Below are 14,568 nucleotides of genomic sequence, written 5' to 3'. Positions count from 1 at the left end.
GGGCGGTGGCGGCGGCTCGGACGGCGCGGGGCGTGCCGGCGTATCGCGGGCAGGCGAGCCAGGGCTCGCCGCGGGCGCAGCGCTGGCCGTCGGGGGCGCGGGCCTGGGACTAGTCATCGGATCGCCTCGTGGTCTTGGGAAGCGCCGGCGCGGGCCGCCCGGCCTCGGACAGCAGGTCGCCCCAATTCGTGCGCCGCTGCATCTGTTCTTGCGTGGCCGGATCGATGACCGGCTGATCGCTGTACCAGCCGCCGCCCACTGCCTTGTACAGGGCGATCAGGTCGCGCACGGCATTGCCCCGGTTCACCAGATAGGTGTCCTGCTGCGTTGCCAGCGCGCGCTGCGCATCCAGCACCCGCTGAAAGTCGGAATAGCCCTCGCGGTAGAGCGCAGTGGCCAGCGTCAACGAGCGCTTGGCCGCGAGCGCCGAGTCGTAGAGGATCCCGTCGCGTTCCAGCGCCTTGACCAGTCCCGTGGCGGCGTCGTCGGCCTCGCGCGCGGCCTGGCGCACGGCGTCCTGGTAGATGACGATAAGCTGCTGCAGCCGCGCGTCCTGCAGGCGCACGGTGTTGGTGATCCGGCCGTGGTCGAACACGTTCCAGGTCAGGCTGGGGCCTGCAAGCAGCGCTGCGCCACCGGACGTGCCGGCCAGCGACGTGGCGGTCCAGGCGATGCTGCCCAGCAGCGTCAACGAGGGGTAAAGATCCGCCTTGGCCACGCCCACCTGCGCGGACTGCGCCGCGATCCGCAGCTCGGCGGCACGGATGTCCGGTCGCCGCAGCAGCAGGTTGGCCGGCACGTCCTGCAGCACCGCCCGGTCGATTAGCGGAATCACGGCCTCGCGTGTCGCCAGGTCGGGCAGCTCCGGCATCGGGCCCGGCGGCTTGCCGACCAGCACCGCCAGCGCGTTGCGGGTGCGCGCGATCTGGCTTTCGAACTCCGGAATGGTGCTAAGCGTGCCAAGGTATTGCGTGCGCGCCTGCTGCAGGTCCAGTTCGTCGGTCTCGCCGCTCTTGAAAAGGCGCTCGGTGATCTCGTAGCTGCGCTTCTGGATGGCCGCATTGTCGCGGGCGATGCGCAGCCGGGCTTCGGCCGTGCGCAGCGCGTAATAGCTTTCGGCGACCTGCGCGTGCAGCAGCACCAGCACGTCTTCGCGGTTGGCCTCGGCCGCGAAGTAGGCGGCATCGGCGGATTCGATGGCGCGGCTGAAACGGCCCCAGAAGTCCAGTTCCCAGCCGATGCTGAACCCGGCGCTGTATTGCCAGAAGCTGCTGGGCCGCGGATTGCCTTCCGAGGAGCGCGATGACCGATGCTGATAAAGCGCGTCCGCGCCGACGACCTGCGACTGCGGATACAGCCCGCTGCGGGCAATGCCAAGCTGGGCGCGCGCCTCCATGATCTGCAGGCCGGCCACCTGCACGCCGGGATTGTGCGCATCGGCCTGGGCGATCAGGGATTCAAGAACGGGGTCATCGAAGATACGCCACCACTGCCGGGCGTCCGGCTGCGAGGCGTCCAAGGTGGCCTGTTGCAGCGCGGGCGTGTCCCACTGGCTGGACCAGTCGACACGCTGAGGCTCGAAGTCGGGCCCCACCTGCACGCAGCCGGCCAGGCACAGCACGCCGGTCAGCAGCAGTCGATTCAAACAAGTCATCGGCCACATTGGGCACCAGGTCTGTCAGAGGCCAAACTGCAAGTCCCCGGTGACGGCCCGATGGTGCCCGCACCGCGAACGCCGGAAAGCTCGGCAGCGACAACGTGTTGTGTGGTCGCGCCGGCATCGCGGGCAGCAGTCGCGTTCCCGGCGGCGCGAAAAAGCGCCGGACCGGATCGGGCGGTTTGCGTCAGCGTGCCAACCGATTCTATTGAGCTTTTTATTTTCCGGCTAGCGGGAAGATACGGGGGGCGGCCCGGCAGGCCGCGCCGGTCAGGCGGTGCGGCGGCGCCAGCCCAGGCGGCGCAACCGCTCCAGCGCCAGATACACGATCGGCGTCGTATACAGCGTCAGGAACTGGCTGATCATCAACCCGCCGACAATGGCGACACCCAGCGGGCGGCGCAATTCCGACCCTTCGCCCATTCCAAGCACCAAGGGCAGGGCGCCCAGAAGACCCGCCAGGTTGGTCATGACGATGGGCCGCAGGCGCAGCATGGCGGCGCGGTGGATGGCCTGCTCGGGCGTCAGGTTCTCGCGCCGCTCCAGACTCAGGGCGAAGTCGATCATGAGGATGGCGTTCTTCATGACGATGCCCACCAGCAGGAACAGCCCCAGCAGCGCGATCAGCGTGAACTCGATACCGGCCAGCCGCAGCGCCAGCAGCGCCCCGACGCCGGCCGACGGCAGCGTGGACAGGATGGTCAGCGGATGCAGCGCGCTTTCGTACAGGATGCCCAGCACCAGGTAGATGGCGACCAGGACCCCCAGGATCAGCCAGGGCTGGTCCTGCAGGCTCTGCTGGAAGTTGCGCGCATCGCCGCCCAGGCGGGTCTGGATGTAAGACGGCACCATCAGCTTGGCCGTTGCCGCGTCGATGGCGGCCAATCCCTGTTCCAGCGACACGCCGGGCGCCAGCGAGAAGCCGACCCACACCGCGGCAAACAGGCCATCGTGAAACACCCGGTCGTTGACCAGCCCGTTGTCGTAGGTGGCAAATGCGGTCAGCGGAACGCGGTTGCCATCGGCGGCCACGACGTGCACCTGTTCCAGGACTTCCGGGTCTTCGGTGTAGCGCGGGTCCAGTTCCAGCACGACGCGGTACTGGTTCATCGCGTCGTACAGCGTCGCGACCTGCCGCTGGCTGAACGAATTGCTCAGCACGCTGCTGATGGTGTCCATGTCGACGCCCAGCCGCTGCGCCGCGCTGCGGTCGATGTCGATCACGACCTGCTGCGTCGCGCCGTCGCCTTGCGCGTCGACGTCGCGCAGCTCGGGGATCTCCTGCATCGCCTTGGAGATCTTGCGCGACCATTCCCGCAGCGCCGGCACGTCGCTGGCCATGATGGCCAGTTCATGGTCGCCGGAATTGCCGAAGCCGCCGGGCATGCGCAGGTCCTGGTCCACGTTCAGAAAGAACATGCCGCCCGGCACCGCCGGCGCGTTCGTGCGCATCCAGTTGATGACCTCGGTGGACGACGCCTCGCGTTCGGCGGCGGGTTTCAAGCGGATGAGGAACAGCGAATTGCTGATGCCCAGGCCGCCGCCGTTGTAGCCGATGACGTCGTCGACGGCCGGGTGCTTGAGGACAAGTTGCCGGTACTGGTCGATCTTGGGCTGCATGACCTGAAACGAGAACCCGTCGTCGCCGCGCACGAAGCCCATGAGCTGGCCGGTGTCCTGCACCGGCAGAAATCCCTTGGGCGCCTGGACATACAGGTAGACGTTCAGCCCGACGACGCCGGCCAGCAGCAGCAACGTCAGGCGCGCGTGGCCAAGCACGCGCGCCAGCGACACGCCATACCAGTCGTGGATGCGGGCAAACACCGCCTGCATCCGCGAGGGCTTGGCCGCAACATGGCTGACGGGCCGCAGCCAGCGCGCGCACAGTGCCGGAATGATGGCCACCGACACGACCAGCGAGATGACGGTGGCCGCCACCAGCGTGATCGAAAATTCGCGGAACAGCCGCTCCACCAGACCGCCCATGAACAGGATCGACACGAACACGACGCTCAGCGCCACGGTCATGGCCACCAGCGTAAAGCCCACCTCGCGCACGCCGCGCAGCGCGGCCTTGACTGGGGTGAGGCCGCGCTCCAGATGGCGCGAGATGTTTTCCAGCACGACGATGGCGTCGTCCACCACCAGCCCGGCGGCCACGATCAGCGCCATGAGCGACAGGTTGTTCAGCGAAAAGCCCCACGCGTACATGACGGCAAAGGTGGCGATCAGGCAGACCGGAATTGCCACGCTGGGGATCGCGGCGGCACGCGCATTGCCCAGAAACAGCCACACCACCAGGATGACCAGCCCGGCGGCCAGCGCCAGGGTGATGTGCGCCTCGCGCAGCGTCGCCTTGATGCCCGGCGAGCGGTCCAGTGCGACGGTCAGGTCCACGTCGGCGGGCATCAACTGGCGCAGGCCCGGGAGGGCCTGGTTGATGGCGTCGATGGTTTCGATGATGTTGGAGCCCGGCTGCCGGCTGATGGTCAGCACCACCGCCGGATTGCGGTTGTGAAAGCCGCTGCTGTAGCGGTTTTCGACCGAATCGCTGACGCGCGCCACCTGCGACAGCCGGATCACGGCGCCATCCTGGTAGCGCACGATGAGACTGTCGTAGTCCTGCGCGCGGCGCGGCTGCTCGGGGGTGCTGACCTCCCAGCGCTGGCCGGCCGAATCGAGCTGCCCTTGCGGGCCCATGGGAGCGGCGTTCGAAATTGCCTCGCGCACGTCGTCCAGCGCCACGCCGTAGTGCGCCAGCGCGTTGGGATTGACCTGGACCCGCACGGCCGGCAGTGAACTGCCGCCCATCGTCACCTCGCCCACGCCGCTGATCTGCGAAAGCTTCTGCGCCAGCACGGTTGAACCCAGGTCGTAGAGCTGACCAGCGGGCCGCGTGGCGGAACTGAGCGCCAACGCCATGATGGGCGCCTGCGACGGATTGACCTTGCGATAGCTGGGATTGCCCGGCATGCCGGCGGGCAGTTCGGCGCGTGCGGCGTTGATGGCGGCCTGCACGTCGCGGGCGGCCTCGTCGATGTTGCGATCCAGTTCAAACTGGAGCTGCACGCGAGTCGAACCCTGGTTGCTGGACGAGCTCATCGAGCTGACGCCCGCAATGCTGCCCAGCGCCCGTTCCAGCGGCGCGGCGACTGTGCTGGCCATGCTTTCGGGGCTGGCGCCGGGCAGATCGGCGCGCACTTCGATGGTCGGAAAATCCACCTGCGGCAACGGCGCCACCGGCAGCAGGCGCCACGCCACCGCGCCCAGCAGCGTCAGCGCCAGCGCCAGAAAAATGCAGGCGACCGGCCGGTGCAGCAACGCCCGGATCATTTCACCGGGCCTTCGGCGTTGGGCGCCGGTGCGGCATCAGCGCGGCGGTGGCCCAGCCGGTGAAAGAACAGGTACACGGCCGGCGTGGTGAACAGCGTCAGCACCTGGCTGACCAGCAGCCCGCCAACCATGACCCAGCCCAGCGGCTGGCGCAGTTCGGCGCCGGAGCCGGTCGCCAGCATCAACGGCAGCGCGCCAAATAGTGCGGCCAGCGTCGTCATCAGGATGGGGCGCAGGCGCAGCAGCGCGGCCTCGCGGATGGCGGCTTGCGGGTCAAGGCCGCGCGTGCGCTCAGCCTCCAGCGCAAAGTCGACCATCATGATGCCGTTCTTCTTGACCAGCCCGATCAGCAGAATGATGCCGATCACGGCAATCAGGTCCAGCGGCCGGCCGGTGATCAGCAGCGCCAGCAGCGCGCCGACCGTGGCCGAGGGCAGGGTGGACAGGATGGTGACCGGGTGGATGGCGCTTTCGTACAGCATGCCCAGCACCAGGTACATGGTCACCACCGCGGCCAGCATCAGCCACAACGTGTTGGACAGCGACGCCTCGAACGCCGACGCCGCGCCTTGCAGCCGCAGCTCGACGCTTTCGGGCATGCCGATTTCCTGCTTGGCCGCTTCGATGGCAGCGATGGCTTCGCCCAGCGAACCGCCCGGCGGCAGGTTGAAAGACAGATTCACCGCGGGGAACTGCGACAGGTGATTCACCGCCAGCGGTGCGGCGCGTTCACTGACCGTGGCCAGTGCGGACAGCGGAATGGCCTGCCCGTTTTCCGTCTGCAAATGAACGCGTTCCAGCGCCTCGGGGCTGGTCGCCATTGTCCGGTCTACCTCCAGCACCACGCGGTACTGGTTGGATTGCGTGAACAGCGTGGCGACCTGACGCTGGCCGAATGCGTTGTACAGGGCCTGTGCCACGTCGTCCATCGTGACGCCCAAACGCGCGGCGGCGTCGCGCGAGACTTCCAGATAGGCCTGGCGCCCGCCGCCCTGCAGGTCGGAAGAAACGTCGGCAAGCTGGGGCGCCTGCGCCAGCTGCTGCATCAGCGCGGTGGTCCAACGTGTCAGCAGGGCGCTGTCGGGCGAAGTCAGGCTGAACTGATATTGGCCGCGGCTGACGCGGTCTTCGATGTTCAGTTCCTGCACAGGTTGCAGGTAAAGCGAGATGCCGTTCACCTCGCGCGCCCGCGCGTCCAGCCGCGCGATGATGTCCGCCAGCGGCGCGCTGCGTTCGTTCCAGGGCTTCAGATTGATCAGCAGACGCCCCGTGTTCAGCGTGGCGTTCATGCCGTCGATGCCGATGAAGGACGACAGGGTGGCGACGTCGGGATCGGCCAGCAGGCTTTCCGCCACGGCCTGCTGACGACGCGACATGGCGTCAAACGACGTGCTCTGCGCGGATTGGGTCACGCCTTGCAGGACGCCGCCGTCCTGCGCTGGAAAGAAGCCCTTGGGCACCGCCAGATACAGCAGGCCGGTCAGCACCACGGTGGCCACCATCGCCAGCAGCGTCAGCCGCTGGTGGCGAAGGGTCAGGTCCAGCCAGCCGGCGTAGCGCACTTGCAGGCGGTCCAGCAACCCGGGGCGCGACGGCTCGTGCGCCGGCAGCAGGCGCGCGCACATCATGGGCGTCAGCGTCAGCGAAACCGCCAGCGAGATCAGGATGGCGACGGCCAACGTAATGGCGAACTCGCGGAACAACCGGCCGACCACGTCTTCCATGAACAGCAGCGGAATCAGCACCGCGATTAGCGACAGCGTCAGCGACACCAGCGTGAAGCCGATCTGCCCCGCGCCCTTGAGCGCGGCCGCCATCGGGCTGTGGCCTTGTTCGCGGTAGCGCGCAATGTTCTCCAGCATGACGATGGCGTCATCCACCACGAAGCCCGCGCCAATGGTCAGCGCCATCAGCGTCAGATTGTTGGTGGAGAAACCGGCCAGGTACATGAAGCCGAACGTGCCGATCAGCGACAGCGGGACGGCCAGGCTGGGGATCAGCGTAGCGGGCAGGTTGCGCAGGAACAGAAAGGTCACCAGGACGACCAGTCCCACGGCGAAGGCCAGCTCCCATTGCACGCCGCGCACCGAGGCGCGGATGCTCTCCGTCCGATCGGTCAGGATGCGTACCTGCACGGCGGCGGGCAGGCTGGCCGTCAGTTGCGGCAGCAGCGCCTTGACCTGGTCCGCCACCGCAATGACGTTGGCGCCCGGCTGGCGCTGGATATTCACCAGCACTGCGGGCTGCTTGTCCACCCACGCGGCCAGATAGCGGTCTTCGGCGCCGTCCTCCACTGTCGCGATCTGACCCAGCCGCACCGGCGCGCCATTCTTCCAGGCGACGATCAGGTCGCGGTATTCCTCGGCGCTCTGCAATTGATCATTGGCGTCCATGATGACGGACCGCACGGGGCCATCAAAGCTTCCTTTAGGCTGATTGGAGTTGGCCTTGGCAATCGCCTCCTGCACGTCCGACAACTGCAGGCCGCGCGCGGCCAGCGCCATCGGATTGACCTGCACGCGCACGGCGGGGCGCTGCCCGCCCGCCAGGCTGACCATGCCCACACCCGACAGCTGCGACAGCCGCTGCGTCATCCGCGTATCCACCAGATCGTAGACCTTGGGCAGCGGCAGGGAATCCGACGTGACGGCCAGCGTCAGGATCGGCACGTCCGCGGGGTTGACCTTGCGGTAGACGGGCGGGGTGGGCAGATCGTTCGGCAGGAGCGAATCGCTGGCGCTGATGGCTGCCTGCACCTCTTGTTCGGCCACGCCCAGCGGCACGTCCAGCGCAAACTGCAGCGTGATGACCGAGATGCCGCTGCCGCTGGTGGACGACATCTGCTTTAAGCCCGGTATCTGCCCGAAGCGCCGCTCCAGCGGTGCGGTGACCGCGCGCGCCGTCACGTTGGGACTGGCGCCCGGATACTGCGTGGTGACCTGGATGATGGGATAGTCGACCTGCGGCAATGCGGCCACGGGCAGCAGGCGCCACGCCAGGATGCCGGACAGCAGCAGGGCGATCATCAGGAACGATGTGGCGACCGGGCGCAGGATGAAGGGGCGTGACAGGCTCATGCGGGCTCCTTGTCCTGATCGTGCTGCTCCACCATCTGCACATCGCGTCCGTCATGCAGCCGGTCCACGCCCTCGACCACGACGCGCTCGTCCTCGGCCAGGCCCGCCAGCACGACGATGCGACCCGCGTTGGCCGGACCCAGTTCCAGCACGCGGCGGGTGGCGCGGTTGTCGTCGCCGATGACGAAGACGAACGATCCTTCAGAACCGAACTGCACGGCGGCGGTGGGTATGGTCACGACATCGTCCTGCTGCACGACGGCCAGCCGGATGTTCACGAACTGGTTGGGAAACAACGACTCGTCGGCATTGTCGAAGCGCGCGCGCAGCCGCACCGTGCCGCTGGCCGCCTGGATGCGGTTGTCCAGCGCTTCGAGCGTGCCTTCGGCCAGAATGCGGCGCTCATCGGCGTCCCAGGCCTGCACGCGCAACACGGGCGTGTTCGCCTGCGCCTGACGCAGGATGTCCAGGCGGGTCTCCGAGATGCTGAACAGGGCCGACGTGGGCGCCATCTGCACCAGCGTGGTCAGCCCGTCTGCGTCTGTCGTGCGCACGTGGTTGCCGGCATCCACGCGCCGCAAGCCCACGCGGCCGGCGTGCGGCGCCACGATACGCGTAAGACTGAGCAGGCGGCGGGCGTCGGCGACCTGCGCCTGGTTCTTCTGGCGCTGCGCGGTGTACATCCGCACCTGCGCCTCGGCGGCATCAAGCTGCTGCCCGGCCACGGCCTCCTGCCGCGCCAGCTTCCGATAGCGGCGCAGGTCCGCTTCGGCGTTGTCCAGCAGCGCCTGCGTTTGCGCCAGCTCGCCTTCGGCGGACGCCAGCGCAGCCTGGAAGGGGCGCGGGTCTATTTCGGCAAGCAACTGACCCTGCGAGACCGCCTGGCCTTCGGTGTAGTGCAGTCTCACCAACTGGCCATCGACCTGGCTGCGCACGGTCACCTGAGCCAGCGGCGTGATGGTGCCCAACGCATGCAGGTCCCGCTGCAGCGGGCCAGTGCGCGCGGCGGCGACGCTCACTGCGACGGGAAGCTTCCCATAGTTGGGGGGAGGAGGGGCGGCCGGGCCTTTATTGCCCGCCAGCCAGACCGCCGCACCGATCAGCAGGGCCAGCGTCAGGGCGGCCGCGATCAGGATCAGGCGTTTGCGTGAGGGGGTGGGGCCCGCAAGGAAGCGCAGGGACATCAGGGCTGTCAGGCAAGGGATAGCGGACAGCCGAGATTCTATATTAATAATAATGATTAGCGTTATTGACGCTGATTTTCAAGAAGGGTTTGCGCGTATCGTTTAGAGTGGCGGCTGTTTTCAATACCCCGGTTTGCAAGAGGAGTGGGTCATGAGCAAAGAATCCTTCGAAAGTCAGCGGGAATTATTCGAGCGCCTGCAGGAACGGCTGGCGTCCGAACGCGACCGCTTGGCGCAGTGGCAGTCGATCGAAGCCGATTACCAGCGCAAATACACCGAGACGCTGCGGCCCCTCGAAGAAAAGCTCAACCAGCTTCGTTACAAGCTGGTGCTGTGCTTTGATCATGCGTACAAGGAAATGGGCCTGTCCAAGGCCGAGCGCGAATTCGTTTCCGAACTGGTCACGGAGTTTTCGGAAGAACTGCTGGTCCTGGCAACCAAGAGCGAGCTGCCTGCCGGCTGCGACACCGCGCGCCTCAAGACGCTTTACAAGAAGCACCGCGGGTCGGATTACGACGGCAACCTGGCCGAACTGACGGAAAGCGCGGGCCAGGAACTCGCCGATGCGCTGGATCTGGACGTTGCCGATCTGGCCTCGATGTCGCCCATGCAGTTGCTGCAGATCATCCAGGACCAGTATGACGACGAGGACGCGGAAGAACTGCTGGAGTACGCGCGCGTCGTCAAGATTCCGGCCGTGACGAACGACGTCGCGTGGCAGGCCTTGCAAGACGCCGAACGCGCGCGCCAGGCCCAGTCCGCCCAGGATCCCGCCCTGCGTACCGAGGTGCAGGCCGCCGCCGACATCCCGGACGATCGGCTGCAAGAGACCAACGCGGTGCTCGCCGCCCAACTCGACGAAGTGCTGAGCCAGCTTCAGTTCGCCGAAGAAGGCTTCAAGCTGCGCTACGAACTGGACGTGTTCGCCACGTTCGATCCCGATACGGTAATGGGCGAACTGGACGACGATATCAAGGACATCCAGGAGTACATCCAGGAACTGGAGCACGAGATCATGCAGTTCTCGGATGAATCCCTGCTCAAGGCGTGGATCAAGGCGATGCGCCGGGAAGTGGCCGCGATGGAGCGGCGCGAAGATCGGTCCTGACGCGTTTCAGCCTTTCGGCCGCGACACCGGCATCACCCGCATGACCGGCGCGGCCTGCTTGGCCGCCGCATCCGCGCGCGGCCGGATCATCATCGGGAAGAACCGCGACAGGTACAGTCCCAGCGCCAGCGCCCACGCGGTGGCGGACGCATGCAGCAGTCCCAGTGTTGCGGTGGTGGGCAACAGCGCCGCCAGCCGCAGCAATGCCGCCAGGATCATCAGCGCGTAGCTCGCGACCATGCTGCGGTCCGTGTGCAGCGGCCGGCCCAGGTGGCCCAGCGCGGTGCGCGTCACCATGCCCAGGATCAGCACGGAAAACCCTGCCACGCCAATCACGTGCGCCGGCCACGCCTGCCGGACGACGAAGCCCGCCAATTGCGCCGCGCCGACCAGCAGCCCGATGCCCAGGCCCAGATACCCGGCATAGAGAATCCACAGAAGCGGCACGCGCCGCACGGCCCACGGCTTCCAGGACACCCACTGCACCAGCGCGATCACGCCGCTGGCCGCCAACGCCGCCGCGGCCACTTGCTGCACCCCGGCCAGCAGGCAGGCGATGGCAATGACGCCGAACCCAAGCTGCCAATGGCCGCTCTTGGTATGGGGAGGGATGTCCAGGCCCGCGACGGCGCGCTTGGCGAAGAAGGGCATGACCCGCCGCGCGATCAGCAACGTCAGCACGGCCATCGACAGCAGTCCGGCGTTGAAAAAGCGCATCAGCGTGACGTAATCGCCCTGGACCGTCGCCCACAGATACAGCCCGTTGGTCGCGCCGAGCGCCAGCAGCAGCAAGGGAACGCCATAGTTGCGCTGGTTGCGTGTCACGGCGACGGCGCGTCCCAGCGCCCCAGCCGCCCACAGAAAGAAGAGCAGATCGGCAGCCGCCGCAACGGCGAATGCCGGGCGGCCCGGCACCAGATAGCCCACCCGCGCGACGATCCATAACCCGCACAGGGCCGCCAGCGGGTTGCCGCGCAGCGGATTCTTGCCCGTCCAGTTGGCGCCCGCCGTCAGCAGAAACCCCACGGCAATGGTGGCGACAAAGCCCCACAGCATTTCATGCGCGTGCCAGAACATGCCATTCAGCACGCCGGTCAGGCGCGCCGGCGCATGCACCCACAGCAGCACGGAGAACAGGGCCCAAAAGCAGCCGGCCAGGTACAGCGGGCGAAATCCCATTTCGGTGAAAGCGCGCCATTCGGGCGGTGCGGGGCGCGGCTTCTTTGCGGGTTCTTCAATGGAAAGCAGGGTGCTCATGATGTAGCCAGTGCGCGCAGGGTGCGCCGCGTTGCGGGTTAGAACGTGTATTTGAAATACATATTACTGCTGGCGGCATCCGGGCGCGACTTGCCTGCTTGATCCAGCGCAAGGCTGTCCGGAACACCTGCATGACTAGGCACTTCGGAAATGGCCCTTTGGTCGGCTGGGGAATGGTGAGTGAAGGGTGGTCTCCTTAGGCTACCCACATACGCATTTGTCAGCAAAAAGCGAGACCAACCATGGCAGCACATCAATCCTCGGCCGGCGCGCCGATGCGGGTCCTGATATCCAGTACGTTTGCCTTCACCATCTGTTTCGCGGTGTGGATGATCTTCGCCGTGCTGGGCATTCCCATAAAAACCCAGCTCGGCCTGTCTGAAACGCAATTCGGCCTGCTGGCCGCCATGCCGGTCCTGACCGGTTCCCTCGTGCGCGTGCCGCTGGGCATCTGGACCGACCGCTACGGCGGCCGCCCCGTGTTCTTCGTGCTGATGTTGCTGGCAGTGGTGCCGATCTGGCTGCTGTCGTACGCCACGGAATACTGGCAGTTCCTGGTGCTGGCGCTGTTCGTCGGCCTGACCGGCGGCTCGTTCTCGGTGGGTACGCCCTACGTGGCGCGCTGGTTCCCGCGCAACAAGCAGGGCCTGGCCATGGGCGTCTTTGGCGCCGGCAACTCGGGTTCGGCCATCACCAAGTTCGTGGCGCCCGCACTGATCGCCGCGGCCGCCGGATCCTGGGTCATCGTGCCGCAGGTGTACGCCGTGGCGCTGCTGGTCACCGCAATCCTGTTCTGGATGTTCTCGTCGTCCGATCCCTCGCACCGCGTTGCGGGCGGCGCATCCTTGTCGGCCCAGTTCGCCATGCTGAAGGACCCGCGCGTCTGGCGCTATTGCCAGTACTACTCGGTCGTGTTCGGCGGCTACGTTGCCCTGGCGCTGTGGATGACCAAGTACTACATCGGCGAATACGGCTTCGACATGAAGCTGGCCGCGCTGTTGGCCGCATGTTTCTCGCTGCCCGGCGGCGTGCTGCGCGCGGTGGGCGGCTGGATCTCCGACCGCTACGGCGCCTACAAGACCACGTGGTGGGTGATGTGGGTGTGCTGGGTCGCGTTCTTCCTGCTGAGCTATCCGCAAACCGAATTCACCGTCATGACGGCCGGCGGCCCGCGTTCCTTCGGCATCGCGCTCGGTCCGGTCACCTTCACCATCCTGCTGTTCATCGTCGGCATCGCCATGGCGATCGGCAAGGCCTCCGTCTTCAAGTTCATTTCTGACGAGTTCAGCGACAACATCGGCGCCGTGTCCGGCATCGTCGGGCTGGCTGGCGGCCTGGGCGGCTTCATTCTTCCCATCATGTTCGGCGTCCTGCTCGACCTGACCGGCATCCGCTCCAGCGCCTTCATGCTGCTGTACGGCACGGTCTGCGTCTCGCTCATCTTCATGCACTTCAGTTTCCGGCCCGAAAGCGCGGCCATCGCGCGGCAGCAAGCCGCCTGACCCACCCACCATCCTGAGAGAACCTCATGTCCACTCAAGTCCTTGCGCGCTGGGAGCCGGATAACCCCGGCTTCTGGAAACAGACCGGCGCGCGCGTCGCCAACCGCAATCTGTGGATCTCGATCCCGGCGCTGATGCTGGCGTTCAGCATCTGGATGCTGTGGAGCGTGGTCGTGGTCAACCTGGACCGCGCCGGCTTCATGCTGTCCAAGAACCAGCTGTTCTGGCTGACGGCGCTGCCCGCGCTGTCCGGCGCCACGCTGCGCATCTTCTACTCGTTCCTCGTGCCCGTCTTCGGCGGGCGCAAATGGACAGCCATCTCCACCGCCTCGCTGCTGATTCCGGCGCTGGGCATGGGCTTCGCGCTGCGCGACCCCACCACCTCGTTTCCGACGCTATTGATCCTGGCGCTGCTGTGCGGCCTGGGCGGCGGCAACTTCAGCTCCAGTATGGCCAACATCAGCTTCTTCTTCCCCAAGGAAAAGAAGGGTCTGGCCACGGGGCTGAATGCCGGCATCGGAAACCTGGGCGTGTCGCTGGTGCAGTTCGTGGTGCCGGTTGTCATCACGATGGGCGTCTTCGGCGTCGCCGGCGGCGAACCCCAGGTCATCAACGCCAATGGCACGCAGCAGAACCTGTGGCTGCAGAACGCGGGCTTCATCTGGGTGATCCCCATCGCGCTGGCGTCCATCGCCGCGTGGTTCGGCATGAACGACATCGCCGACGCGCGCGCCTCGTTCGCCGACCAGGCCGTCATCTTCAAGCGCAAGCACAACTGGTTGATGTGCTGGCTGTACGTGGGCACGTTCGGGTCGTTCATCGGCTTCTCGGCGGGCTTCGCGATGCTGACCAAGACGCTGTTTCCCACGGTCAATCCCATGGCATACGCTTTCCTGGGACCGCTGGTCGGATCGCTGACGCGTCCCGTGGGCGGCTGGATCTCCGACAAGCTCGGCGGCGCCCGGGTCACGCTCTTCACCTTCGCGGCCATGATCGCCGCGGTGGCGGGCGTCATGGTGTTCCTGCCTGGAGAAGGCCGCCTGGGCGACTTCAACGGGTTCCTTGCCATGTTCATCGTGCTGTTCGCGCTGACTGGCCTGGGCAACGGCTCGACGTTCCGCATGATCCCCGTGATCTTCCTGCGTGAGCGCACGCAGGCCGCGCAGGGCAAGGGCCCGGCCGCGCAAAAGCAGGCGATGACGGAAGCGGCCAAGGAATCGGCCGCCGTGCTGGGTTTTTCCGGCGCCATCGGGGCCTACGGCGGCTTTTTCATCCCGCGCAGCTTCGGCACGTCGCTCGACATGACCGGCAGCGTCCAGACCGCGCTGGTTTGCTTCATCGGCTTCTACGCCACCTGCATGCTGATCACCTGGTGGTTCTACGCGCGCCGCAATGCCCCCGTGCCGTGCTGATCTGCCTGATACGCCGGCCAGTCCGCGCGTTGCGCGCG

Annotated in this window: 8 protein-coding genes; 3 read left to right on the top strand and 5 right to left on the bottom strand. The window is 66.6% G+C overall.

The genetic code is table 11. The annotated features are described in order from the left end of the window. Positions 1-109: 109 nt before the first annotated feature. The 4 genes from B2W22_RS07370 to B2W22_RS07355 all read right to left on the bottom strand — a co-directional run bounded on the left by B2W22_RS07370 (position 110) and on the right by B2W22_RS07355 (position 9,251). Complete coding sequence (locus B2W22_RS07370; RefSeq protein ID WP_175121289.1) at positions 110-1,663, bottom strand: efflux transporter outer membrane subunit; 1,554 nt, start codon at positions 1,661-1,663, stop codon at positions 110-112. Between the two features lie 264 nt (positions 1,664-1,927). Continuing rightward, entirely contained in the window at positions 1,928-4,990 is a 3,063-nt protein-coding gene (locus B2W22_RS07365) for an efflux RND transporter permease subunit (protein WP_286936928.1), read from the bottom strand. Next, positions 4,987-8,067, bottom strand: a complete 3,081-nt coding sequence (locus B2W22_RS07360; RefSeq protein ID WP_286936926.1) for a multidrug efflux RND transporter permease subunit — start codon at positions 8,065-8,067, stop codon at positions 4,987-4,989. Before B2W22_RS07360 ends, B2W22_RS07365 begins: the two co-directional genes overlap by 4 nt. Then, positions 8,064-9,251, bottom strand: a complete 1,188-nt coding sequence (locus B2W22_RS07355; protein ID WP_286936923.1) for an efflux RND transporter periplasmic adaptor subunit — start codon at positions 9,249-9,251, stop codon at positions 8,064-8,066. The genes B2W22_RS07360 and B2W22_RS07355 overlap by 4 nt, the downstream gene beginning before the upstream one ends. 151 nt (positions 9,252-9,402) lie before the next feature. On the opposite strand from B2W22_RS07355, the gene B2W22_RS07350 reads away from it, so the two are divergent. Beyond that, the gene (locus B2W22_RS07350) at positions 9,403-10,359 is read left to right on the top strand and encodes a molecular chaperone DnaJ (protein ID WP_286936921.1); all 957 of its coding nucleotides are present in this window, start codon (positions 9,403-9,405) and stop codon (positions 10,357-10,359) included. 6 nt (positions 10,360-10,365) lie between these two features. Here the strand turns inward: B2W22_RS07350 and B2W22_RS07345 are convergent, their stop codons facing one another. After that, a complete protein-coding gene (locus B2W22_RS07345) occupies positions 10,366-11,616 on the bottom strand; it encodes an NnrS family protein (RefSeq protein WP_286936919.1) in 1,251 nt (416 codons plus the stop codon). Positions 11,617-11,858: 242 nt separating this feature from the next. Here B2W22_RS07345 and B2W22_RS07340 point away from each other — a divergent pair, with 242 nt between their 5' ends. Both B2W22_RS07340 and B2W22_RS07335 read left to right on the top strand, forming a co-directional pair. Further along, the gene (locus B2W22_RS07340) at positions 11,859-13,118 is read left to right on the top strand and encodes an MFS transporter (protein ID WP_239212686.1); all 1,260 of its coding nucleotides are present in this window, start codon (positions 11,859-11,861) and stop codon (positions 13,116-13,118) included. 26 nt (positions 13,119-13,144) lie between these two features. Beyond that, positions 13,145-14,530 (top strand): NarK family nitrate/nitrite MFS transporter, encoded by a 1,386-nt coding sequence (locus B2W22_RS07335; protein ID WP_175136319.1) that lies wholly within the window; start codon positions 13,145-13,147, stop codon positions 14,528-14,530. Positions 14,531-14,568 lie beyond the last annotated feature (38 nt).

Origin of the sequence: Achromobacter sp. UBA4530, from assembly GCF_002388205.1 — a bacterium.
GTDB classification, from domain to species: domain Bacteria; phylum Pseudomonadota; class Gammaproteobacteria; order Burkholderiales; family Burkholderiaceae_B; genus Achromobacter; species Achromobacter animicus.
The sequence above is the reverse complement of the archived record's forward strand: the minus strand, read 5'-3'. Positions and strand labels throughout refer to the sequence as shown.

Excerpts from the sequence above, each read along its gene's own strand:
- B2W22_RS07355 (WP_286936923.1), bottom strand. The coding sequence starts at position 9,251 with ATGTCCCTGCGCTTCCTTGCGGGCCCCACCCCCTCACGCAAACGCCTG.
- B2W22_RS07350 (WP_286936921.1), top strand. The coding sequence starts at position 9,403 with ATGAGCAAAGAATCCTTCGAAAGTCAGCGGGAATTATTCGAGCGCCTG.
- B2W22_RS07340 (WP_239212686.1), top strand. The coding sequence starts at position 11,859 with ATGGCAGCACATCAATCCTCGGCCGGCGCGCCGATGCGGGTCCTGATA.
- B2W22_RS07370 (WP_175121289.1), bottom strand. The coding sequence starts at position 1,663 with ATGTGGCCGATGACTTGTTTGAATCGACTGCTGCTGACCGGCGTGCTG.
- B2W22_RS07360 (WP_286936926.1), bottom strand. The coding sequence starts at position 8,067 with ATGAGCCTGTCACGCCCCTTCATCCTGCGCCCGGTCGCCACATCGTTC.
- B2W22_RS07335 (WP_175136319.1), top strand. The coding sequence starts at position 13,145 with ATGTCCACTCAAGTCCTTGCGCGCTGGGAGCCGGATAACCCCGGCTTC.
- B2W22_RS07345 (WP_286936919.1), bottom strand. The coding sequence starts at position 11,616 with ATGAGCACCCTGCTTTCCATTGAAGAACCCGCAAAGAAGCCGCGCCCC.
- B2W22_RS07365 (WP_286936928.1), bottom strand. The coding sequence starts at position 4,990 with ATGATCCGGGCGTTGCTGCACCGGCCGGTCGCCTGCATTTTTCTGGCG.